At 67.4% G+C, this 20,889-nt stretch carries 17 protein-coding genes; 8 read left to right on the forward strand and 9 right to left on the reverse strand.

Features of this window, described 5'->3' with window-relative positions:
- The first annotated feature begins 635 nt into the window (after window positions 1–635).
- Window positions 636–1,826 (forward strand): benzoate/H(+) symporter BenE family transporter, encoded by a 1,191-nt coding sequence (locus tag ACVOJ1_RS04020; protein ID WP_065182158.1) that lies wholly within the window; start codon window positions 636–638, stop codon window positions 1,824–1,826.
- Here ACVOJ1_RS04020 and ACVOJ1_RS04025 read toward each other — a convergent pair.
- The 5 genes from ACVOJ1_RS04025 to ACVOJ1_RS04045 all read right to left on the reverse strand — a co-directional run bounded on the left by ACVOJ1_RS04025 (window position 1,823) and on the right by ACVOJ1_RS04045 (window position 7,347).
- Entirely contained in the window at window positions 1,823–2,380 is a 558-nt protein-coding gene (locus tag ACVOJ1_RS04025) for a DUF2628 domain-containing protein (protein ID WP_154582391.1), read from the reverse strand. The genes ACVOJ1_RS04020 and ACVOJ1_RS04025 overlap by 4 nt on opposite strands.
- A complete protein-coding gene (locus ACVOJ1_RS04030) occupies window positions 2,377–4,542 on the reverse strand; it encodes a lytic murein transglycosylase (RefSeq protein ID WP_346480046.1) in 2,166 nt (721 codons plus the stop codon). The genes ACVOJ1_RS04025 and ACVOJ1_RS04030 overlap by 4 nt, the downstream gene beginning before the upstream one ends.
- A gap of 85 nt (window positions 4,543–4,627) precedes the next feature.
- Entirely contained in the window at window positions 4,628–5,602 is a 975-nt protein-coding gene (gene egtD / locus ACVOJ1_RS04035; protein ID WP_180876261.1) for an L-histidine N(alpha)-methyltransferase, read from the reverse strand.
- Window positions 5,599–6,870: an ergothioneine biosynthesis protein EgtB gene (gene egtB / locus ACVOJ1_RS04040; RefSeq protein ID WP_346480047.1), complete on the reverse strand. Its 1,272-nt coding sequence runs from the start codon at window positions 6,868–6,870 to the stop codon at window positions 5,599–5,601. Before egtB ends, egtD begins: the two co-directional genes overlap by 4 nt.
- 84 nt (window positions 6,871–6,954) lie before the next feature.
- Complete coding sequence (locus tag ACVOJ1_RS04045; RefSeq protein WP_346480048.1) at window positions 6,955–7,347, reverse strand: YchJ family metal-binding protein; 393 nt, start codon at window positions 7,345–7,347, stop codon at window positions 6,955–6,957.
- Window positions 7,348–7,428: 81 nt separating this feature from the next.
- Here ACVOJ1_RS04045 and ACVOJ1_RS04050 point away from each other — a divergent pair, with 81 nt between their 5' ends.
- Entirely contained in the window at window positions 7,429–8,208 is a 780-nt protein-coding gene (locus ACVOJ1_RS04050) for a sulfite exporter TauE/SafE family protein (RefSeq protein WP_065176259.1), read from the forward strand.
- Window positions 8,209–8,313: 105 nt separating this feature from the next.
- On the opposite strand, the gene ACVOJ1_RS04055 is transcribed toward ACVOJ1_RS04050, so the two are convergent.
- The 4 genes from ACVOJ1_RS04055 to folE form a co-directional block, all read right to left on the reverse strand.
- Entirely contained in the window at window positions 8,314–11,694 is a 3,381-nt protein-coding gene (locus ACVOJ1_RS04055) for an ATP-binding protein (protein WP_065176260.1), read from the reverse strand.
- A 16-nt stretch (window positions 11,695–11,710) separates the two neighbouring features.
- Window positions 11,711–12,412, reverse strand: a complete 702-nt coding sequence (locus ACVOJ1_RS04060; protein ID WP_053520047.1) for a DUF4194 domain-containing protein — start codon at window positions 12,410–12,412, stop codon at window positions 11,711–11,713.
- The gene (locus ACVOJ1_RS04065; RefSeq protein WP_053520046.1) at window positions 12,399–13,868 is read right to left on the reverse strand and encodes a DUF3375 domain-containing protein; all 1,470 of its coding nucleotides are present in this window, start codon (window positions 13,866–13,868) and stop codon (window positions 12,399–12,401) included. Before ACVOJ1_RS04065 ends, ACVOJ1_RS04060 begins: the two co-directional genes overlap by 14 nt.
- A 112-nt stretch (window positions 13,869–13,980) precedes the next feature.
- Window positions 13,981–14,592, reverse strand: a complete 612-nt coding sequence (gene folE, locus ACVOJ1_RS04070) for a GTP cyclohydrolase I FolE (protein ID WP_004141296.1) — start codon at window positions 14,590–14,592, stop codon at window positions 13,981–13,983.
- Between the two features lie 627 nt (window positions 14,593–15,219).
- Between folE and ACVOJ1_RS04075 the strand changes: the two genes are divergently transcribed.
- The 6 genes from ACVOJ1_RS04075 to ACVOJ1_RS04100 all read left to right on the forward strand — a co-directional run bounded on the left by ACVOJ1_RS04075 (window position 15,220) and on the right by ACVOJ1_RS04100 (window position 20,888).
- On the forward strand, window positions 15,220–15,675 hold the full coding sequence (locus tag ACVOJ1_RS04075; RefSeq protein ID WP_065174050.1) for a MarR family winged helix-turn-helix transcriptional regulator: 456 nt from the start codon (window positions 15,220–15,222) through the stop codon (window positions 15,673–15,675).
- A 105-nt stretch (window positions 15,676–15,780) separates the two neighbouring features.
- Entirely contained in the window at window positions 15,781–15,990 is a 210-nt protein-coding gene (locus tag ACVOJ1_RS04080; RefSeq protein ID WP_053517257.1) for a DUF1656 domain-containing protein, read from the forward strand.
- On the forward strand, window positions 15,987–16,904 hold the full coding sequence (locus tag ACVOJ1_RS04085) for an efflux RND transporter periplasmic adaptor subunit (protein ID WP_053517256.1): 918 nt from the start codon (window positions 15,987–15,989) through the stop codon (window positions 16,902–16,904). The genes ACVOJ1_RS04080 and ACVOJ1_RS04085 overlap by 4 nt, the downstream gene beginning before the upstream one ends.
- Window positions 16,901–18,352, forward strand: a complete 1,452-nt coding sequence (locus ACVOJ1_RS04090) for an efflux transporter outer membrane subunit (protein WP_065174051.1) — start codon at window positions 16,901–16,903, stop codon at window positions 18,350–18,352. Before ACVOJ1_RS04085 ends, ACVOJ1_RS04090 begins: the two co-directional genes overlap by 4 nt.
- Window positions 18,353–18,355: 3 nt before the next feature.
- On the forward strand, window positions 18,356–20,395 hold the full coding sequence (locus tag ACVOJ1_RS04095; protein WP_346480049.1) for an FUSC family protein: 2,040 nt from the start codon (window positions 18,356–18,358) through the stop codon (window positions 20,393–20,395).
- A gap of 94 nt (window positions 20,396–20,489) precedes the next feature.
- Window positions 20,490–20,888 (forward strand): hypothetical protein, encoded by a 399-nt coding sequence (locus tag ACVOJ1_RS04100; protein ID WP_053517252.1) that lies wholly within the window; start codon window positions 20,490–20,492, stop codon window positions 20,886–20,888.
- The last annotated feature ends 1 nt before the right edge of the window (window position 20,889 follow it).

Raw genomic sequence — 20,889 nt, forward strand, 5'->3', positions numbered from 1 at the left:
CTGCATTGCCCGAAGGCAAAAATTTAAAGCTGCAGATGAATGATTCTGGCAACGTATCGCTTGCTTTAAAACAATTAATAGTTGCTTGATCAAACGTCTGCAAGATGGACAATCATCCTTCCTGCAGGCGCCTTCACAAGATACCTGCGCATACTTTCAAAGATCCGGGGAAGTGGCCTCAGCGCCGTTCCCGTATGCTGCGAAGTTTCCTTCGTAGCGAGCCGCCCATTATAGCCGGCTTTTCCGCTTCGTCAACACCTTTTTCAAGGCCGTCGCACCGTAGTGGACGTTGTTGCCGGAGCTGCTTCGTCGTTGGCCCCGATGGGCTTTCGTCGTTGCGAGCCGCCTATTATGACGGACTTTTCGAGTCCGTCAACACCCTCGTTCGATCATCTCGTCCGCTGGCGTGGCGTCGCTTCTGCGTGCTGCTTCCGGGGAAGCATCGCGCTGCAGCGAGGGAGCGAATTCTAGAGATCCTGCCGGATTCGTCAACCACTTTCTTTCAGGACAGTGACAGCGCTGGCGCTTGTACCGGCTGGTGCGTGCACTCAATGTTCCCTGCGGCGTCGCCAGCGCGTTGCGCGGGCAACGCCGCAGGCGCTATCAATGCAGGGATGCACACGGGAGAGCAGGCAATGAGTACGCAGGTGCGCCACGGATGGTGGCGGGATCTATCGATGCCGGCGATCGTCGCCGGCTTCATCACCGTACTGGTGGGCTTCGCCAGTTCGGCGGTGATCGTGTTCCAGGCCGCGCAGGCGGTCGGTGCCGATCAGGCCCATATCGCATCCTGGATGTGGGCGCTGGGACTGGGCATGGGCGTGACCTGCATCGGGCTGTCACTTCGCTATCGGGTACCGGTGGTCACCGCGTGGTCGACGCCCGGCGCCGCGATGCTGGTGGTGGGCGTCGGCGGCGCTTCGCTCTCCGAGGCGACAGGCGCGTTCCTGCTTGCTGCGGCATTGGCAATGCTGGCCGGCTTCTCCGGCATCTTCGCCAGGCTCATGCAACGTGTGCCGATGGCGCTGGCGGCGGGCATGCTGGCCGGTGTGCTGTTGCGCTTCGGCCTGGATGTGTTCGTCGCAATGGACAGCCAGAGGGTACTTGCCCTGGCGATGTTCGCGACCTGGCTGGCTGGCCGGCGCCTGTTCCCGCGTTACGCCGTGATCGCGACCCTGCTGGTTGGCATCGCGGTCGCGGCCAGCCGCGGTCTGCTGCACGCGCAGCAGCTGCAGTTGCAGCTGGCGGTCCCGCAGTGGGTGGCACCTTCCCTGTCGTGGACTGCCGTGGCAGGCATCGCCCTGCCCCTGTTCGTGGTGACCATGGCCTCGCAGAACATTCCCGGCGTCGCCGTGATGCGCGCCTCCGGCTACGACGCCCCGGTATCGCCGCTGATCGGCTGGATCGGCGTGGTCAACACGGTACTGGCCCCCTTCGGTGCCTATGCGCTGAACCTGGCCGCGATCACCGCAGCCATCTGCATGGGCCGCGATGCCCATGAGGATCCTGCCCGGCGCTACACCGCGGCGATGGCGGCAGGTGTGTTCTACATCGTCATCGGCCTGTTCGGCGCCACCGTGGCCGCACTGTTCGCCGCGTTCCCGCGGGAGCTGGTGGCCTGCGTGGCTGGCATCGCACTGTTCGGCACCATCGGCAACAGCCTCGCCAGCGCACTGGCGGTGGAGCGCGACCGCGAGGCGGCACTGGTCACCTTTCTGGTCACTGCGTCGGGGATGTCGCTGGCGGGTATCGGTTCCGCCTTCTGGGGGCTGGTCGCTGGCGCGCTGTGCCTGCTGGTCCTGCGGCCACGTGAGCCCCGCAGCTAGGCGCCGCCGAAGAGGTCCAACGCCTGCAGTGCGACGCTGAACGCGATGCCCAGGCCCAGGGCCAGCCGGCTGACGCCGCTGCGCCGGTCGATATAGGCCTCGACGCGTGCGCCGTCACCCGCGCCGGCGGCTTCGGCGCGGGCGATCACCGCCCTGCAGCGGCGCAGATACAGCGCATTGGCCGCCAGTGACACTGCGATCTTCAAGGCCAACGTCAACCCCCATATCGCCGCGTCGTCCATTCCGGCCAGCACGATGGCGGCCCCCCCCACCATGCTGATCAGGACGTAGGCCACCGCCATGCCGTACATGCGCCGGTACAGCAGCCACTTGAAATCGAACAGGAACGCGGCCCAGTTCCAGGCACGCGGCCAGCCCGGCGGATCCCGACGCAGCCGCCACAACTCAGCATAGACAGCGAAGTTGTCGGCCACCACGCGGGCGAGCCGTGGATGACGGTCATAGACCGCCATTGCGGCGTCCAGGCTCGACGGCGCATCGCCGGCAACCGGTGCAGCGTAGGGATTGCCATCCGTGGCGGGATGTCCACTCACAGTGGCGAGCTGGACAAGGTCTGTACCAGCACGTGGCGACCGGCCGGTGCGATGGTGATCACGTCGGGCCCGGCATTGGCCGCTTCCAGACAGACGTAATCGCGCCAGCCGTCTCCCACGTCGGCCATCTTCGCTGCCGCTTCCGCGCCGGGATTCCAGGCCACCAGCGAGCGGCTGCCTTCGGTACGGATCGTGATGCGACGCTTCAGCACCGGATCGCGCAGGACGTAGTGGCCACCTGCCCCGGTATAGATGCGGTCACTGCGGCCCGGGTCGCGCGGATCGCGCAGGGACCACGGGCCCTGCTGGCGCCGCGCCTGTGCATAGTTCTCGAACTTGTCCAGATACTCCAGCCCGTCCACGCCATCGACTTCGACCTTGCTGGCATCGCCCACGCGGAAGTAGTTGTGCAGCGCCTGGGTGATCGTCACCGGCACGGTGCCAGGATTGTCGGTCACCAGCTGCTGCCGTAGTTCACGGCCGATGCGCACGGTCATGGCCAGGCGCAGAGCGAGGTTGTCCAATGCAGGGGGAGCCAATACGAGTTCGATGCTGCCGTCGTCCAGCCGGCGGGCCTTCTTCAGCTCCCACGGCAGGGTGCGCACGAAACCATGCGCGGGCACATCGTCGCCTTGCCCCTGTCGCCCGAAATACGGCCAGCACACCGGGCTGCCGCCGCGGATGGGGGTCGGCAATGCGGCACGGCGTGGCGAAAGCCACAGCAGATCGGGCTGCCCCTTGGGTACGAAGGAGAGCAGCTGGCCGCCGAACACACTGATGGCTGCGGTGGCCTGGGGGGTTTCCACCAGCCAGGCATCAAGCCCCTGGAACTGGCCACTGCGTACGCCCTGGATCTGTTGCACGTTGGATCGACTCCGTATGGCCGGCGACTGCACGGCACTGTAGTTGCTGGGAAGCGTGAAGCGGGTGGAGGCCACCGCAGGCGGCGCCGCGCTCTGCAGCGCGCGCAGGATGCGTTGGCCGGCTCGTCCATCGGCCGTGCTCCATCCCAGGCGGCGCTGTTCGGCCTGGATCGCCCGGCGGCTGGCTGTGCCGATCATGCCATCAGCGGTACCGATATCATGCCCCCGCGCCAGCAGTAGGGTCTGCAGCTGACGGCGCTCATCACGGCCCAGCCCGGGGTCATCGGTCGGCCAGGCGGTGGCCAGGCCGCTGCCGCCGCGCAGGCGATCAGCCAGCGTCGCGATCGCCAGCGCATAGCTTTCGGCGGCGTTGTAGCTGTAGATCGCATCGTAGTTGCGGAACACCAGCAGGGCCGGCCCCTTGATGCCGGCGGGCAGCAGCAGTGCCGCCCGCGCGTCGGCAGCCAGACCCGCCGGAGCCAGCGCGCTGCCGTCCAGCGCTGTCACGCCCTGCGTACGCCATTCAGCCAGTGACCGGCGTTGGGTACGGCCGGCCAGGCTGGTATTGAAGCCGTCGGCAACACGCACCTCCATGCCCCACGGTTCTCCCGTGCGCCAGCCGGCGCGCTTGAGGTAGTTGGCGGTAGACGCCAGTGCGTCGGGAATGCTGCCGACCAGGTCACGGCGACCGTCGCCATCGCCGTCGACGGCGATGCGTGCGTAGGTGCTGGGCATGAACTGCGTATGGCCGAACGCGCCGGCCCAGGACCCGGTCAGACCTTGAGCCTGCAGATCACCTCGATCGATCAGCGTGAGCAGGGCCAGCAGTTCGCCACGGAAGAACGCCTGCCGCCGGCCGGCGCAGGACAGCGTCGCCAGCGACTGCAGCAGCGGACGCTTGCCGAATACGCGGCCATAGTCGCTCTCCACGCCCCAGACGGCGACGATGGTGACCGGATCGACGCCATACTGCGCGGCGATGCGATCAAGCAGGTCGCGGTGCTGCTGCAGCATGGCCCGTCCATCGTCGACGCGCTGGCGGTCCACCAGTGCAGCCAGGTAGTCCCAGATCGGGGTGGAGAATTCGGGCTGCGCATCCAGCAAGCCGAGCACGCTGGCATCAGGACGCAGGTCGGCGGTGATCGCACCGAAGCGGTCTGCGGCAATGCCCTGGGTAGCTGCCGTTGCCTGCAGCTGTGCCAGACACCGGGTGAACGCGGGATCGGGCGGGGTCAGGTCGGGCGCCGTTGACGGCGCGGCCAGTGCCGCGGCCAGGCCGAGTGCGGTCAGGGTGGGCATGGCGTCCTCCGTGTTGCCGGTGCTGACACCATACTAGAGGCTGAGCGACCGGCGATGCTGAAGCGGTTGCCGGCCGTTGGCCTCTCTAGAGCGTACGCAGCAGCCGCAGGCCGTAAGCTGGACTGTCAGCGTCCCAGCGCTGCGCAACCTGCAGGCCGGCCTGCCGCACCAGCGCACCAAAGCCGTCATCGGTGTACTTGTGGCTGTACTCGACGCGGATCGCCTCACCGGCCTCGAAGTGGAAGGTGCGGCCATCGAGGTGGACGTCCTGCGCCCGCTGGCTGACCAGATCGGTCTCGATACGCAGACGTTCGGTGCTGTAACGGGCACGGTGGCGGAAGCCGTCCAGATCGAAGTCGCTGCCCACCTCACGGTTGAGGCGGACGAGCAGGTTGAGGGTGAATGCCGCGGTGATGCCTTCGGCGTCGTTGTAGGCGGCTTCGATCAGCGCGGGGTCCTTGTGCAGGTCGATGCCGATCAGGGCCAGACCGTGGTCACCCATGGTCTGACGCATGGCCCGCAGCAGGGCGAGGGCGTCCTCGCCGGCGAAGTTGCCAAGCGTGGACCCCGGGAAGAACAGCAGGCGCCGCGCGGGCTCGCGCTCCGGTGCGGGCACGTCCACCGGACGGGTGAAGTCAGCGCAGACCGGCAGCATTTCCACGTCGGGAAGCGCGGGAGCGAGGTGATCGATGCTCGACAGCAGCGCCGCCCGGGAGATCTCGATGGGGGTGTAGGCCACGGGATCCTGCAGCGCGGCCAGCAACAGCGCGGTCTTGCGACCACTGCCGCTGCCCAGCTCGACCACGTGCAGGCGCGGGCCCACCACGCGTGCGATATCCGGCAGCACCCGATTCAGCAGGGCCAGCTCGGTGCGCGTGGGGTAGTACTCCGGCGTGTGGGTGATCTGTTCGAACAGGCGTGATCCGCGCGCATCATAGAAGTACTTCGACGGCAGCTGGCGCGCAGTGCGCGACAGTCCGGCCAGTGTGTCGGCGAGGATCTGCTCGCGGCTGGGCGTCAGATCGGTCAGCGCCTGCAGCGCATCCTGTACGGTGCTCACGGCAGATCCCTCGCCAGGCGCAGGCCGGAGAACTGCCAGCGCGCAGGTGGCATGAAGAAGTTGCGGTAGCTGGCGCGCACATGCCCGCGCGGGGTGGCACAGCTGCCGCCGCGCAGGACCCACTGCCCGCACATGAACTTGCCGTTGTACTCACCCAGGTTGCCGGCGAACGGACGGAAACCGGGGTACGCGCCATAGGCGCTGCCGGTCCATTCCCAGACGTCGCCGAACAGCTGCCGCAGTCCCCTGCCCTGTGCTGCAGCAGGATGCAGATGATCGTCCTCGGCGAAATGGCCGGCGACCGGCTGCGACGTCGCGGCGGCCTCCCACTCGAATTCGCTGGGCAGGCGCGCACCGGACCAGCGGGCATACGCATCGGCTTCGTAGTAGCTGAGATGGCACACCGGCGCATGCGCGTCGAGGTCACGCCAGCCGCCGAGCGTGTATTCGCGCTGGAGGGCGTCATCCCAATAGAGGGGATGCTGCCAGTCCTCGCTTTCGCGCAGAGCCCAGCCCTCACTGAGCCACCAGCGCGGATCGCGGTAACCGCCGGCTTCGACGAAGTCCCGGTACTCCGCGTTGCAGACCGGTCGATCAGCCAGCATGTGGGCCGGCAACAGCACGCGATGCGGTGGCGATTCGTTGTCGTAGGCGAAGGCGGCATGTTGTGGCCACGCCGGTGCGCCGACGGTGACGATGCGCTCGGGAGATTCGATCCAGCCCAGCGGACTGGCTACGCTGACGGCGGCGCGCAGGTCCTGGCGGTAGGGCGGATGCAGTGGATTGCACCAGAGCGCGTGCTTGATGTCGGTCAGCAGCAGCTCCTGGTGCTGCTGCTCGTGCTGCAGGCCCAGCTGGAGATGCTGCAGGGCTTCATCGTCAAGATCGCCGTCGCGGAGACGCGTCAGCAGGTGTGCATCGACCTGCTGCCGGTAATCGAGTACCTGCTGCAGCGACGGGCGCGAGAGCAGGCCACGCTGCGGCCTGGCATGCGCCGGTCCAATGCTCTTGTAGTAGCTGTTGAACAGGTAGTCCCACGCGGGGTCACGTGCCGGTGCGCCGGATAGACCGGCTAGCACGAAGCGGTCGAAGAACCACGTGGTGTGCGCCAGATGCCATTTGCTCGGGCTGGCGTCCGCCATGCTCTGCAGCATGGCATCTTCGGCACTGAGCGGTTCGGCCAGCAGCACGCTGCGGGCGCGCGTCTGCGCATAGCGGTGGGCGAGTTCACGCTGCGGAGCAGCGACGGCGACGGTAGCGCTGTCCATGCAGCCAGCATCCAGCGGTGCGGGTGAGCGCAACGTCATGGCGTGACATCGCGCCGTTCACATCGATGCCGTCGCGTAACCGGTTCAGATCGCGTCGAGGTAGTACCAGCGTCCGTCGATGCGCTCGAACCGGCTGCGCTCGTTCATTTTCACCGCGCTGCCGCCGCCCACCCGGTAGCGGGCGGTGAATCGCACTTCGGCATGGTCGGGCCCATTCACCTGGTGCTCGTGGACGGTCAGGCCAAGCCAGTGCGTCCGCTGGCCGGGCGCCTCGTCCAGTGACAGTTCGGCGGGACGGGTGGCCGGATGCCAGGTGGCCCGCAGGTAGTCGGCCAGACCACGTACGTACGCGCTGTAGCGCGAGCGCATCAGGCGCTCGGCGTCCGGTGCGGGCTCGCCGGCATGGAAGCGGCCGCAGCAGTCGGCGTAGTCCGTGGCGAGGCCACAGGGGCAGGAATCGGCAGAGTTTCGGCTCATGAGGGTATTGTCGCTCGAGTCACGTCGGGCATCCATCGGCGATAGGCGTATGCTGTCGCGCCCCCACATTGAATGATCCCCGTGCTGGAACTGGTTCCCCCCGAGTTGTGGTGGCTGGTGGTGATCGCCTTCATTGCCGGCCTGGTCGATGCTGCCGTGGGTGGAGGGGGACTGGTACAGCTGCCCGGCCTGTTCACCGTGCTGCCCCAGCAGACGCCGGCGATGCTGTTCGGTACCAACAAGTTCAGTTCGATGTTCGGCACGGCGGCGGCGGCGTGGCGCTATGCACGCAACGTGCGGTTCCCCTGGAAGCCGGTACTGTTCGCCGCGGGCACGGCATTCGTGTTCTCGTTCGCCGGGGCTACGGCGGTGAGCCTGCTGCCCAAGGATGCCGTGCGGCCGCTGGTGCTGGTGCTGCTGGTGGCGATGCTGGCCTACACCCTGTGGAAGAAGGATTTCGGCGCGCTGCACCGGCCGCAGGAGATCGGCCGGCGCGAACTGACCATCGCGCTGGTGATCGGCGCTGCGATCGGCTTCTACGATGGATTCTTCGGGCCAGGCACCGGCAGCTTCCTGATCTTCCTGTTCGTGCGCTTCTTCGGCCTGGACTTCCTGCGTGCGTCGGCCGCATCGAAGGTCGTGAACCTGGCGACGAACATGGCGGCGATCTCGTTCTTCGTGCCGACCGGCAACATCCTGTGGTTGTTCGCACTGCCGATGGCCACGGCCAACATCATCGGTTCGGTGGTCGGCACGCGGCTGGCACTGAAAGGCGGCACGCCGTTCATCCGCAAACTGTTCGTGGGCCTGGTGGTAGTGCTGATCGCGCGGATGGCGTGGGATACGTTCGGCGGTTCGTGAGGGACGTTATGAAATGGTAGGTGCCAACCTTGGTTGGCACGTTGTTTCAGGTCGCGAAGAGCAGCCGAGCATGGCTCGGCTCTACAGGTGGATTGCCCGAGGCGGTCAGGCTTCGGCTTCCTCCGGTTCATTGGCCTGCTGGCGGCTGCGCTCGGGCAGCTTCAGGCGCCTTCCTTCTTCGTCGTACTCGATCAGCAGCACGCCCGAATCGTGGCGGCCACTGATCTCGACGAAGCAGGCACCACCGATGAAGGGCTCCAGGGTCATCACCGACTTCAGCGGCGTGGCGACCACCATCTGGAAACCGAAGTTGTCGAAGATGTTCATCGCCAGCGCGGTGAACTCGTTGTCGGCCTTGTCGAAGGCCTCGTCGAGCACGACCGCCGCGTAACTGGGCAGCTGGCTGTCAGCGCCGCCGAGCTGGTAACGCAGCGCTGCGGCCAGGCAGGTGGTGGCGAGCTTCTGCCGCTGGCCACCGGACTTGCCGGCGCCGCTGCGGTAGATCTCGACCTGCTGGCGCGTTTCCGCATCGAGTTCGACGCCGATGAACTCCACGTGCATGCGCACGTCCAGGACCAGCTCGCGCCAGCGCTTGTCCTCACCTTCCTGCGAACCCAGGCGGTTGACCAGCTGGCGCAGCACGGTGAACTGTGACTCCGCCAGTTCACGCTGCTCGGTCTGCTGCTGCGACAGCACTTCGCGCAGCTGCAGCTGGAACTCCAGCACTTCCGGCAGCCGGCGGTCGCTCAATTCGATGGTCAGCAGGGTGCCCCGGTTGAACGGCACCTGCTCCAGGCTGGCGTTGACTTCGTCCAGGCGCTGGCCGATCGACTTGCGGGCCTCGGCGCTGTGGCGCTGCAGGGCCAACAGGTTGTTCTTGCTCTGGTTCTGCAGCAGATCGAAGAAGCGTTCCTCATGCTGCGGCAGGCCATCGCGTTCGAGACGGTCGAGGCGGGCAAGGAAGTCCTCGGCCGACGCCACCGATGCGGTGAAGTCGCCGGATTCTTCCGGCCACTGCTGGATGAAGCGGCGGAAGCAGCCGACCAGCTGGTTCTCGATACGGTTGAGGTCCTGCTGCGAGGACGACAACTGTTCGTTCAGCGCATTGCTGACCTGGCGCATGTGCGCTTCCAGCGTTTCCAGGCTGAGCGGGCCCTGTTGCTGCAACCGCTCTGCCAGGCCGCTCTCCTGCGCTTCGGCCAGCGTTGGCAGCACCAGCGCGCGGCTCTGCTGGCGCGCGCGGTCGAGGCGGTCACGTTCCCGGACCAGCTGGCCGCGCTCGACACGGACATCCTCATAGGTGCGGCGGGCCTGCTCGATGTCGGCGCGCACGGCGTCGATCTGCTGTGCCAGCCTGGCCAGGTCGGCATTGCCTTCGCGCAGGTCGCGCAGGCTGGCTTCGATGTCGGTCAGGCGCTGCTGGGGCGCGGCGACGTCGATTTCGTTCCATTGGATACCCGCGAGCTCGTGGCAGGCCAGGCGGCGCTCGTTGTCACGATCGCGCTGGCCACGCAGGCTCGCGATATCGGTCTCGCAGCTGGCGATGCGCTTGGCCAGTTCCTGCGCCTCGCGTTCGAACGCACCGACCTTGTCGTGATTGTTGAAACCGAGAATCCAGCGACGGCGGTCGCCCACGGCACTGCGGTCGTCCTTCTCGAAGCGGTCGCCCGGATGCTTGACCTGGCCTTCGCGGGTGATGCCGCGGTCGACGTTGCGCAGCTGTCTGGCATCCACGCATTCGTAGTCGAATCGCTTGCCCAGCTCACGCCGCAGCCAGCTCTCGAACACGTGGTCGCGCAGCTCCAGCTTGTGCAGCAGCGACTTCGCCGATGGTTCGCGGGCGAACGCCTCGTCGTTGCGGCGCACGCGGTAGTAGGTGAAGCGCATGCCGAGGTGGGTGCGGTTCACCCAGTCGGCAACCGCGTTGTAGTGCTTGTCGTCAACCAGCAGCGACAGCGCGAAGCCACCCAGCACGCGTTCGATCGCACCCTGCCAGCCCTGTTCCTCGGAGCGGACCTGGATCAGCTCGCCGACGAACGGCAACGCCACTTCGGAAATGCCGGTCTCTTCCGCCAACCGTGCACGCAGCTTCTGCATCGGCGCCGGAATGTTGGAGGGCGTGCGCTGCATCGCGTCAAGTTCGAGGCGTACTTCAGCGAAGCGACGCTCGTCATCGCGCTTGCCACCGAGGCGCTCGCTGATGGCATCGTCCAGCGAGGCCGAAGCGCGCTGGCGATCCTGCAGTTCGTTCTGCGCACGCTCGACCAGTTCGGCGAAGCCATGGGCATCGTCGGGCAGTTCGGCCTGCAGTTTCCGTGCGGCTTCCTGCGCCTGGTCGCGCTTGGCCTTGCGGCGATCGCGCTCGGCTTCGGCGCGGCCCTGCTCGCGCTCCAGCTCTTCGATGCGCTCGCCGCCCTGCTGACGCCGCTGCAGTTCCAGCTCGGCCAGGCGTTCGCTGTGGTTGTCCAGCGCAGCGCGGCGCTGCGCCTCTTCCCCCAGCAGGCCACGGTCACGCACGTCCATCTCGCGCAGGCGCGCTTCGATCAGCGCCTGGCGGCGGCTCTCGCGGAAACTGTCGACGCCCAGCTTGAGCGCCTCGTCGTCACCGCGCTGCCGGTGCATTTCCTTCAGATCGGCGTAATAGGCGCGCGCCGGCAACAGCGTCTCCACCTGGCGACGGGCGGTGACGACCGCCTGATGGGCCCCGTCAAGCTCGGCGAAATCACTCACCAGGCGCTCGGCGGCGTCGAACGTCTTCGGCGTGTCGAGCATGAAGTCGCGCAGGAAGACGTTGAGATCACCCAGGTTCTTCGCTGATTGCGTCTTGTGCAGCAGGCGCAGCGCCATCTCGTTGTCGATGCCGAGCAGGTCGCGGAAGCGCTCGGCATAGCCGGAGAAGGTGTCGAAGTGGTGGACGTCGGCCAGCTTCTGCTTGAGCTTGCGCAGGTCCAGATCGAAGCCGCCCAGATCCTTGGCGATGTCGAACGGACGCTCGGCGATCATGTAGTGCTTGCGCACGTCGCCGGCCGAGGTGCCGTTGCCGGAGATCCACAACAGGCGCACCAGGCTGACCACGCGGCCGTCGCCGGCCCGGTACTCCAGCACCAGTGCGGTCCAGGTCGCACCCTTGCGCAGGTACTGCGTGGCAATCTCGCCGGTGCCACTGTCCTGCTGGTCGGCCCACGCGCCGCGCACGTAGGACACCAGGTTGCGGTCGCGGCCACTGCGCTCGGCTTCGCGTGCAGCCGCGTTGAAGTCGACGATGGCCGGCGGCGTCAGCAGCGCGGACATGGCATCGAGCAGGGTCGACTTGCCCGAGCCGGAACGGCCGACGAACAGGAAGCCGCGCTCGGCGATCGGCACTTCGGTCAGGCCGTTGAAGGTGCCCCAGTTGTGCACCTGCAGGCGGCGCATGCGGAACTGCTGCAGGCGCGGGTCCGGCAGGCCTTCATTGAACAGGGCGGGGGTGTGCTTGGAAATGGCCATGCGGTGTTCGGGTCTCTCAGGCTTCGGCGGCCGGGGTTTCGCGCAGCTGGCGGTACACTGCCGAAAGCTGGGACACGTCTTCGGCGGAGAACAGCAGCTTCAGCGCCGGCGAGACTTCGTGGCGGTCGTCCTGGCCGCTCAGACGGGTCAGGATGTGGTTGTCCTTCATTTTCTGCACGGCCGATGCAACGCGGCGATTGAAGCCGGCGCGGTCGGTGGACAGGTTCTTCTCGTAGATGGCCAGTGCTTCGGCCATCTCGGCGTCGGCGACCACCGCGCGGTTGCCGCGCGCGTCGGCCTCAGCCAGCTGCTGGCGCAGGAACAACAACAGCACCGAGTCGATGAAGGTCAGCGGCGAGGTCCGCAGCAGTACGGGTGCATCGACGTCTTCGGTGTCGGCCTGGCGGGTGAATGCCACACCGCTTTCGCGGTCGAGCACCAGTTCCAGGAACAGGTCGGACAGCGCTGAACGGATGCCCGCCTCGCTGCGGACCAGTGCCGGCCACAGCTTGGCGTGGCGCAGCTGGTCGATGCTGGGTCCGATCAGCAGCTGGCACAGCGCGCGCCGGGCATCCAGCGGCAGGCGGCCGGTATCACCCAGGTAATACACGCTGTTGCCGCGCCGTGGCTGCGCTTCGAGCATCGCCGGCTCGGCCTCGTAGGCGTCCTCGGCCTGGTCGGCAGACGGTGCTTCGATGGGGTCTTCATGCCAGCTCATGGCGTCTCTCCTGGGTGAACCAAACCAGCGGGATGCGTGCGCGGCGCAGTTGGCCGTCGCCGCCACGCCATTCGGCGAGCTCCTGTTCGCCAGCGACCACGCTGCCGAAGCGCGTGCCCAGCGACAGGTAGCCGATGACGCTGCCCAGGCCCTGCGGCGCTTCGCGCTGCGACAGCGCCTGGGCGATGCTGAGCCGCGGCTGTGCATCGAGCAGGTCGTGCAGGTCGCGGCGCAGGGTGCGGAAATCGATTTCGGACGAGGCCACCAGATCACCGACGCTCTCCAGGCTGATGCTGGCCGCGTCGTTGTACTCGACATTGCCATCGACCTGGGCACTGCGGGGGTCGTGCAGCTTCCACTGCGACCACGAACGCAGCCGGCTGGTCGTCAACTGCAGGTCACGACCGATCGTGCGCTGGGCCGGGAACTCGTCGCGCAGAGCCAGCGCTTCGGACTGGGCCTGCTTCAGCAGCTGATTGAGGCGACGCTGTTCAAGATAGCCGCGGCTCTGCACGAAGCCACGCAGGCTGCGCGCGAAATTCTGCAGGACATCGTGTACCTGGCCGCCGCGTTCAAGCATGGTGCTGGTGAAGCTGCGCAGGAAGTTGCGCTCGTTGCGATCCAGGCGGCGTGCAAAGCCGCGTGCCAGCACGGCTTCCAGCGCGGCATCGAGCTGCGCGCTCTGCTCGGCATCATTGAGCAGGCGCCAGAATGCCTGGAAGCTGCGGCCGGCATCGCTTTCGCCGATCACGTCCACACCCTCGAACAGCTGCGACAGCACATCGCCACGTTCGCCTTCGTCATCGATGATGCGCTCGCGGAACTCACGGTTGAGCTGCTCGAAGCCGTCGCGCACCCGGCGGAAGTCTTCGGTCAGCTCGTCGGCCAGACCGATGATCTGGCGGGCGCGCTCCAGTGCACGCTTGCCGTCCAGGGCGACCACACGACCGGCGCTGACCCGCGCGATCTCGGCGTCAATGCGGTCGCGCTCGTCGCGCAGCGCAGACAGGCGTGCGTCGGGGTCGGATTCGGTCTGTGCAGCCAGCTGCGAGAGCTGTTCGATGACCAGTGCCAGGCGGCTCTCGGTGGCAGCCACGCGCGCCTGCTCGAGGCTGTCGGCGAAGCGGATCGCCTGCAGGGCCTGGGTCGACAGTTCGTACTGCTCCTGGTCGGCACCCTCGGGCAGCCGCCGCTCCAGCCAGCCCTGGGACAGCCAGTGTGCGATGTAGGCCTGCGCCGTGCGCGGCAGGTCACGGGCCAGTTCGTCCCCATTGAGCTGGTCCAGCGCGCGCTGCAGGCGCTCGTTGAGCACCGAGGACGGCAAGGTGCGTTCGCCGTCCATCAGCAGGCTCTGCAGCAGACCGATGATTTCGGGCGCGTGGTCGGCGGCAAGCAGCTTCCATTGGGGCTGTTCGCGCAGGTGACGGTAGCGGGAGATGCGTTCGCGATGCTTCATGCAGCGAGGGGATCGGGAAAGACAGGCGGCTGCGGGCAGCCACGCACGGCCGTCGCGGGGACAGCCGTGGGCAGGCCGGCCACCATGGGCCGGCGGTGCGGGGAGAAGCGGCTCAGCGCTTGCCGCCCACTTCGATGAAGCGCAGGAACTCGGCGCGGGTACGCGCATCGTCGCGGAAGCTGCCGAGCATCTTGGAGGTGACCATGCTGACCCCACGCTTGTGGATGCCGCGGGTGGTCATGCACTCGTGGGCCCCTTCGACGACCACGCCGACGCCGATCGGCTGCAGCACGTCCTGGATGCACTGGGCGATCTGCGCCGTCATCTTTTCCTGCACCTGGAAACGGCGGGCATAGGCCTCGACGACGCGCGCCAGCTTGCTGATGCCCACCACCTTGCCGGCCGGCAGGTAGCCGACATGCACGCGGCCGATGATCGGCGCCATGTGGTGCTCGCAGTGGCTTTCGTACTCGATGTCACGCAGGACGATCAGTTCGTCGTAACCGGCGACTTCCTCGAAGGTCCGCTCCATGTAGGCGCGCGGGTCATCGCGGTAACCGCTGAACCAGTCGCCGTAGGCTTCGGCGACGCGGCGGGGGGTGTCCAGAAGGCCTTCGCGGGACGGGTCCTCTCCGGCCCAGCGCAGCAGGGTGCGCACGGCATCCTCGGCCTGGTCCTGGGTCACGTCGCCCTGCGGGGCGGCCTTTTCGTTGTTCTTGCTCATTGCGTACAGCGTCCCGAACGGGGGGCGAGCATCGTACCTGACCGGGGGGGGGGTCGTCCCGTGGGGATGGTTCATCGGGGGTTCTTCCGGCGCCTCGTGGCTGCTGAGCGAGAGGGGGAAGGGGCAGGCCGGGCAGGACACGCCGCAAGTACGTCCCTGTAGGCTCGGCCACGGCATCCATGCCGTGGACGGTCCTGCCCGGCCTGCCCCTCCCCTCTCCGACAATGTCCTGCTGGCGCGGTCGGCCCCCGAAAGCGGGGTCAAAAGCGGGGGTTCATGGCTTCGGGAGCGGCGCGCCGCTGCCCTGGTGGGTGCGGACCGTTGGTCCGCACTGCTTCTGCTCTTGCCTTTAAGGAGCCCACCCACCGCGTTCGCGGGATGTGGGGCGGGTGGCGGAGGACCGGGGGTGGGTCGTCCCGTGGGGATGGTTCATCGCGCCCCGGCAGTCGGGGTCGAGGGCCGAGGCTCATGGCTCCGGAACGTGCTGCGGTAGCGCCGGGCCATGCCCGGCGGGCTCTGTGGACGGGCCCCATGCCGCTCGCCGGGCACGGCCCGGCGCTACCGCAATGGGGCGCCCATTCAGCAAACCTATTGATAGGAATGAAATTAGTAGTATCCTATCTATCTATGGACCGCCCCCTCGACGAGCGCACCGTGCTGCAGATGCAGCTCAGCTCCGGCCTGCTGTATGCAGGGCGGCAGTGGCAGCGCCTGGCCGACAGCCGATTGGGCAGCTACGGGATCTCCACCGCCTGCACCATGCCCCTGCTGATGATCGGCCGCTCCGGCGGCGGCATCCGCCAGGTCGCCCTGGCCCAGCAGCTGGGCATGGAGGGCCCCTCGCTGGTACGCCTGCTGGACAAGCTCTGTGCCAGCGACCTGGTCCGCCGTGAAAGTGATGCAAGCGACCGTCGCGCCAACCTGCTGTGGCTGACCGAGGCCGGCCAAGCCCTGGTGCAGGAACTTGAAGATCAGTTGATCGACCTGCGTCAGGACGTGTTCGGCGCGCTTTCCATGGATGAACTGCACGCCGTGCTGAAGGCATGGCGCCTGCTGGCCGAGGCCGCCGACCGCATCACGTGAGACCGATGTCCCCGGATGCCGCCGCTGCCGTTGCCACGCCAGCGGCAGTCACCCGTTGTTGTTGTGCCGTTGTTCCTCCCCTCCCCCATCTGCCCTGCCCTACCGATGCCTGGTGAATTCAGTCTCCACGGAGTGTTCGTCCCGACCCTGCTCGGGTTGATGCTGCTGGCCTATCTGCTCAACAGCGGTCTGCACGCGCTGCTGCAACGCGCCGGTGCCTACCGCCATGTCTGGCACCCGGCGCTGTTCAACCTGGCGCTGTACGGGATCGTGCTGGGCCTGCTTTTCCACCTTCTGCGCTGGATGCAATCGTGAACAAGATCGTGAAGAAGTCCCTGCCGGTGCTGCTCACCGGTGCCGCCGTGATCGTCGCGCTGCTGGTGCTGCGCCAGCTGTGGGTCTATTACATGGACGAGCCCTGGACCCGTGACGCCCATGTCGGCGCGGACGTGGTGCAGATGGCGCCGGATGTGTCCGGCCTGGTGGAGACGGTGAACGTCGCCGACAACCAGGCGGTGAAGAAGGGCGACCTGCTGTTCGTGGTCGACCGTGCGCGCTACCGCATCGCACTGGAGCAGGCACAGGCCAGCCTGGCCGAGCGCCAGGCGTCGGTGGCCCAGCTGAAGCGCGAGATCGGTCGTGATCGCAGCCTGCAGGACCTCGTCGCTGCCGAGGACGCCGAAGTGCGCCGGGCCAAGCTGCAGGCCGCACAGGCCGCGCTGGCCACGGCACAGGCCGCAGTCGATCTGGCCGAACTCAATCTGGGCCGCACCGAAGTGCGCGCACCGGCAGACGGCCGGGTCAACGACCGTACGCTGCGCGTCGGAGACTACGTGGTGGCCGGCAAACCGGTACTGGCGTTGCTGGATACCGGCTCATTCCGCATCGATGGCTATTTCGAGGAGACCCGCCTGCAGGGTGTGGTGCCCGGGCAGCGCGTGGACATCCGCCTGATGGGTGAATCCAGGCCATTGCAGGGACATGTGGAGAGCATCGCCGCCGGCATCGAGGACCGCTACCGCAGCAACGGCAGCAGCCTGTTGCCGAACGTCACACCCGCATTCGACTGGGTGCGGCTGGCGCAGCGCATTCCCGTGCGGATTGCCATCGATGATCTTCCCGCGGGTGTTGAGTTGATCGCCGGCCGCACCGCCACCGTGACGGTGGATACCGGCCGCCGCGCGGATGACAGCAAGGCCGGCCCCACGCCGACGCGGGGCCGCCTGTGAATACCGCACTGTCCCGCCTCGGCCTGATCGTCGCACTGGCCAGCCTGGCCGCGTGCAGGACCGTTGGTCCCGACTATGCACTACCGGAAGGCTCGGCATTCAAGCGCCCGGAGGCGAATGCGGCGTTCATCGATACGCAGAACCCGCAGATCGCCGCCAACCAGCCGCTGCCGGCGCGCTGGTGGTCGCTGTACGACGATCCGGTGCTGGACGGCCTGATCAGCCAGGCGCTGCGCGACAACGTTGAGTTGAAAGCCGCTGATGCCCACCTGCGCCGCGCGGCGGCCGTGTACGAACAGGCACTGGACGCCGGTGGCTTCGAGTACGAGGCCGAGGCCGGCGTCAGCCGCGCGCAGTTGTCGGCCGAATCGTTCCTGCAGGAACACGAACTGCCGGTGATCAACCTGGCCGATGGCAAGTTCGCGGTCAGCTATCAGTTCGATCTGTTCGGCAAGCTCAAGCGCGGTGCGGAAGCGGCGCGGGCCGACGAGCAGGCGGTCGCAGCGGCGCGCGACCTGGCCCAGGTCAGCGTGGTCGCGCAGGTGGCCGACAGCTATCTGGAGATCTGCCACGCCAACCACGAACTGCATGTGGCCGAGCATTCGCTGCAGCTGCAGCAGCGCGGCCGCTCGGTGACCGAGCGGTTGATCGCGGCCGGCCGCGGCACGCCGCCGGAACTGGCCCGTGCCAATGCCCAGGTCGCCCTGCTGGAGGCCGCGTTGCCGCCGTTGCGCGCGCAGCGCTCGGCGGCGGCGTACTCCCTGGCCGCCCTGCTCGGCCAGACCCCCGGCCAGTTGCCGGGCGGAGTGATCGACTGCGCACAGGCACCGTCGCTGACGCAACCGCTGCCGGTCGGAGATGGCCGTGCGCTGCTGCAGCGTCGTCCGGATGTGCGCCAGGCCGAACGCAGGCTGGCCGCGGCCACCGCGCGCATTGGCGTGGCTACTGCCGAACTCTATCCGGACATCCGTCTGGGGGCTTCGATCGGCGCCGCCGGCCTGCTGGAAGATTTCGGCCAGCCCATGACCCAGCAGTGGTCGATCGGGCCGCTGATCTCGTGGACGCTGCCGTCATCGGGCAGTCATGCACGCATCCACGCTGCCGAAGCGGGCGCCGATGCGGCGCTGGCCGAGTTCGACCACACCGTGCTGCAGGCACTGCGTGAGACGCAGACCGCTCTGGACCGCTACGCACAGGACCTGCGCCGCCTGCAGTCGCTGCGCATCGCCCAGGAACAGGCCGCGCTGGCAGCCGAGCAGAACCGCCGGCTTTACCAGGGTGGGCGGACACCGTACCTGGCCAGCCTGGACGCCGACCGCAGCCTGGCCACCAGCGATGCCACACTGGCCGCGGCCGAAGCACAGGTCTCGCGCGATCAGATTCACCTGTTCCTGGTGCTCGGCGGTGGCTGGCAGGCGACGGCCGCTCCACGGGCCACGGCGAACTAAGTGATGAACGCCGTGACCGATCGCCAGGCGTGGCTGTTCTCGATCAAGACCTACCTGGCCGCGATCGCCGCCCTGTACATCGCCATGGCCGGCAACCTGTCGCGCCCGTACTGGGCGATGGGTACGGTCTACATCGTCAGCCAGCCGCTGCTGGGACCAACCCGCGCCAAGGGCGTATACCGCATCGTCGGCACCCTGGTGGCCGGCCTGGCCACACTGCTGGTGCTGCCCGCGCTGGTGGAAACCCCACTGCTGCTGAGCGCGGCGATGTCGTTCTGGCTGGCCGGCTGCCTGTTCCTGGCCCTGCTCAACCGCGGCCCGCGCGGCTATGCCTTCCTGCTCGCCGGCTATACGACCGCCTTCATCGGCTTCCCCGCCGTGACCTCGCCGGAGACGATCTTCGACACGGTCGTGGCACGCAGCGAGGAGATCATCCTCGGCACTGTGGTGGCGGTGCTGTTCGCCTCGCTGCTGTTCCCGGCTTCGGTGCGGCCGATGCTGCGCGCACGCATCGGCACCTGGATGGAGGATGCGGCGCAGTGGTGCCGGCAGATCCTGGAGCGAGGCCGCGCGCATGCACCGCGCAACCGCCTGGCCGCCGATCTGGTGCAGTTCGAGGCATTGATCGAGTTCCTGCGCCGCGATGATCCGCGCCACACCGGCGCGGCGGTCTCCATGGAGCGGCTGCGCGAGCGCATGCTGTTGCTGTTGCCGGTGCTTTCCTCCATTGCCGATCGCCTGAGTGCGCTGCGAAGCAATGGCCAGTCGCTGCCCGATGGGCTGTCGGCAGTGATCGACGACATTCACGAATGGCTGCAGCAACCGGCCAGTGCCAGTGATTACGCCCGCCTGCGTGCGCGCATCAGCGCAGTGAAGCCGCAGGTGGACCGCGACCTGCAGCACCTGCAGCTGGCCAGCCTGCTGCTGCGGCTGGAAGAGCTGGTGGACCTGTGGCAGGACTGCCGCACGCTGCAGCAGGCGATCGACCACGGCAACGCGCCGCTGGACCGCGCGCACTATCGCATCCGCACCGACCGGGTCGCCGCCGACAGGCACGTCGACTACGGCATGGCGCTGTTCTCGGCGCTCAGCGCCGGCGTGGCGCTGATGGGCTATTGCGTGCTGTGGATCGCGCTGGGCTGGGAAGGCGGTGGCAACGGCGCGATGATGGCTGCGGTGACGGCGGCCTTCTTCGCGGCACAGGATGATCCGGCACCGAGCATGGTCTCGTTCCTGGTGTGGGCGATGGTGGCTTCGCTGGTCGCAGGCGTGTACCTGTTCGGTGTATTCCCCGCCGTTCACGACTTCGGACTGCTGGCACTGGTGCTGGCGGTGGCGTTCCTGCCGCTGGGCCTGCTGCTGCACCACCCCAAGAGTGCGTTGTTTGCGCTGCCGCTGACGGTCAATCTGGCCGCGCTGCTCAGCCTGCAGAACACCTACAGCGCCAACATCCAGACGTTCGTGAACTCGTCAGTGGCGATGTTCATCGGCATCGGCTTTGCGGTGGTGATGACCCGCCTGTTCCGCTCGGTAGGTGCCGAATGGACCGCGCGGCGGCTGGTCCGGCAAGGCTGGACCACCCTGGCGGAAGCGGCCGAAGGCCGCGGACAGCAGGACCGGCAGCGCTTCGCCACGCGCATGCTCGACCTGCTCGGGCTGCTGGCCCCCCGGCTGGCGGCGACACCGGAGGGCAGCGACATCGCGTCGGTGGACATGCTCAATGAAGCCCGCATCGGCCTGAACATCCTGCAGCTGCGGCGTGCCCGACTGGAACTGCCCGAACGCAGCCGCGAGGCCGTTGAGCAGATCCTGCAGGAGATTGCCGCGCACTATCGGCGCCAAGTCGCCGCACGCCGGCCGATCACCGCCGATCAGGCGCTGCGCGGGCGGTTGGATGCGTCGCTGGGGCGGGTCGGCAGCGTGGCGGCCTGCAAGGCACGCGACGAGGCGTTGATGGGCCTGGTGGGCCTGCGCTTCGCCCTGTTCCCGGAGGCGAAAGCGTTGGCGCCGGGGCTGGCGGATGCTGCCGCTCCGTCGCTATAACGCGATCCGCCGGGCATGGCCCGGCGCTACCATCGCTACCCCGTAGCGCCGGGCGATGCCCGGCGGCCTTTCGCCCCGACAACAGGACGGTTCAATGAGTTACGACATGATGGTGTTCGAGGCCAGCGTCGCCCCGCGTGAGGCGGCAGCGTTCATCGCCTGGTTCGAGAAGCAGACCGCCTGGGGCGAGAACCACGAGTACGACGATCCGGTGGTCAGCAGTCCGGCGTTGCAGGGTTGGTTCGCCGCGATGGCACAGGAGTTCCCGCCCTTGAATGGTCCGCTGAGCAACGATGAGGACGATCGCGCCGAGGTCACCGACTACAGCATCGGCCGGCACGTCATCTACGGTGCGTTTGCCTACTCCGTGGCCGAGCGTGCGCATGGCCGGGTACAGGACCTTGCGGAGGAGCACGGGGTGGGCTTCTTTGATGTCAGTGCCGATGAAGCGGCCATCGTGTTCCCCGATGGCCTGGTGCTGATCGCGGAATGAC

Source organism: Stenotrophomonas sp. STEN225, assembly GCF_056756445.1.

What these genes read in the sequence shown, in the direction of transcription:
- ACVOJ1_RS04055 (WP_065176260.1), bottom strand. Translation starts at nt 11,694, where the DNA reads ATGGCCATTTCCAAGCACACCCCCGCCCTGTTCAATGAAGGCCTGCCG.
- ACVOJ1_RS04030 (WP_346480046.1), bottom strand. Translation starts at nt 4,542, where the DNA reads ATGCCCACCCTGACCGCACTCGGCCTGGCCGCGGCACTGGCCGCGCCG.
- ACVOJ1_RS04045 (WP_346480048.1), bottom strand. Translation starts at nt 7,347, where the DNA reads ATGAGCCGAAACTCTGCCGATTCCTGCCCCTGTGGCCTCGCCACGGAC.
- folE (WP_004141296.1), bottom strand. Translation starts at nt 14,592, where the DNA reads ATGAGCAAGAACAACGAAAAGGCCGCCCCGCAGGGCGACGTGACCCAG.
- ACVOJ1_RS04065 (WP_053520046.1), bottom strand. Translation starts at nt 13,868, where the DNA reads ATGAAGCATCGCGAACGCATCTCCCGCTACCGTCACCTGCGCGAACAG.
- ACVOJ1_RS04020 (WP_065182158.1), top strand. Translation starts at nt 636, where the DNA reads ATGAGTACGCAGGTGCGCCACGGATGGTGGCGGGATCTATCGATGCCG.
- egtB (WP_346480047.1), bottom strand. Translation starts at nt 6,870, where the DNA reads ATGGACAGCGCTACCGTCGCCGTCGCTGCTCCGCAGCGTGAACTCGCC.
- ACVOJ1_RS04060 (WP_053520047.1), bottom strand. Translation starts at nt 12,412, where the DNA reads ATGAGCTGGCATGAAGACCCCATCGAAGCACCGTCTGCCGACCAGGCC.
- ACVOJ1_RS04075 (WP_065174050.1), top strand. Translation starts at nt 15,220, where the DNA reads ATGGACCGCCCCCTCGACGAGCGCACCGTGCTGCAGATGCAGCTCAGC.
- ACVOJ1_RS04095 (WP_346480049.1), top strand. Translation starts at nt 18,356, where the DNA reads ATGAACGCCGTGACCGATCGCCAGGCGTGGCTGTTCTCGATCAAGACC.
- ACVOJ1_RS04100 (WP_053517252.1), top strand. Translation starts at nt 20,490, where the DNA reads ATGAGTTACGACATGATGGTGTTCGAGGCCAGCGTCGCCCCGCGTGAG.
- ACVOJ1_RS04080 (WP_053517257.1), top strand. Translation starts at nt 15,781, where the DNA reads ATGCCTGGTGAATTCAGTCTCCACGGAGTGTTCGTCCCGACCCTGCTC.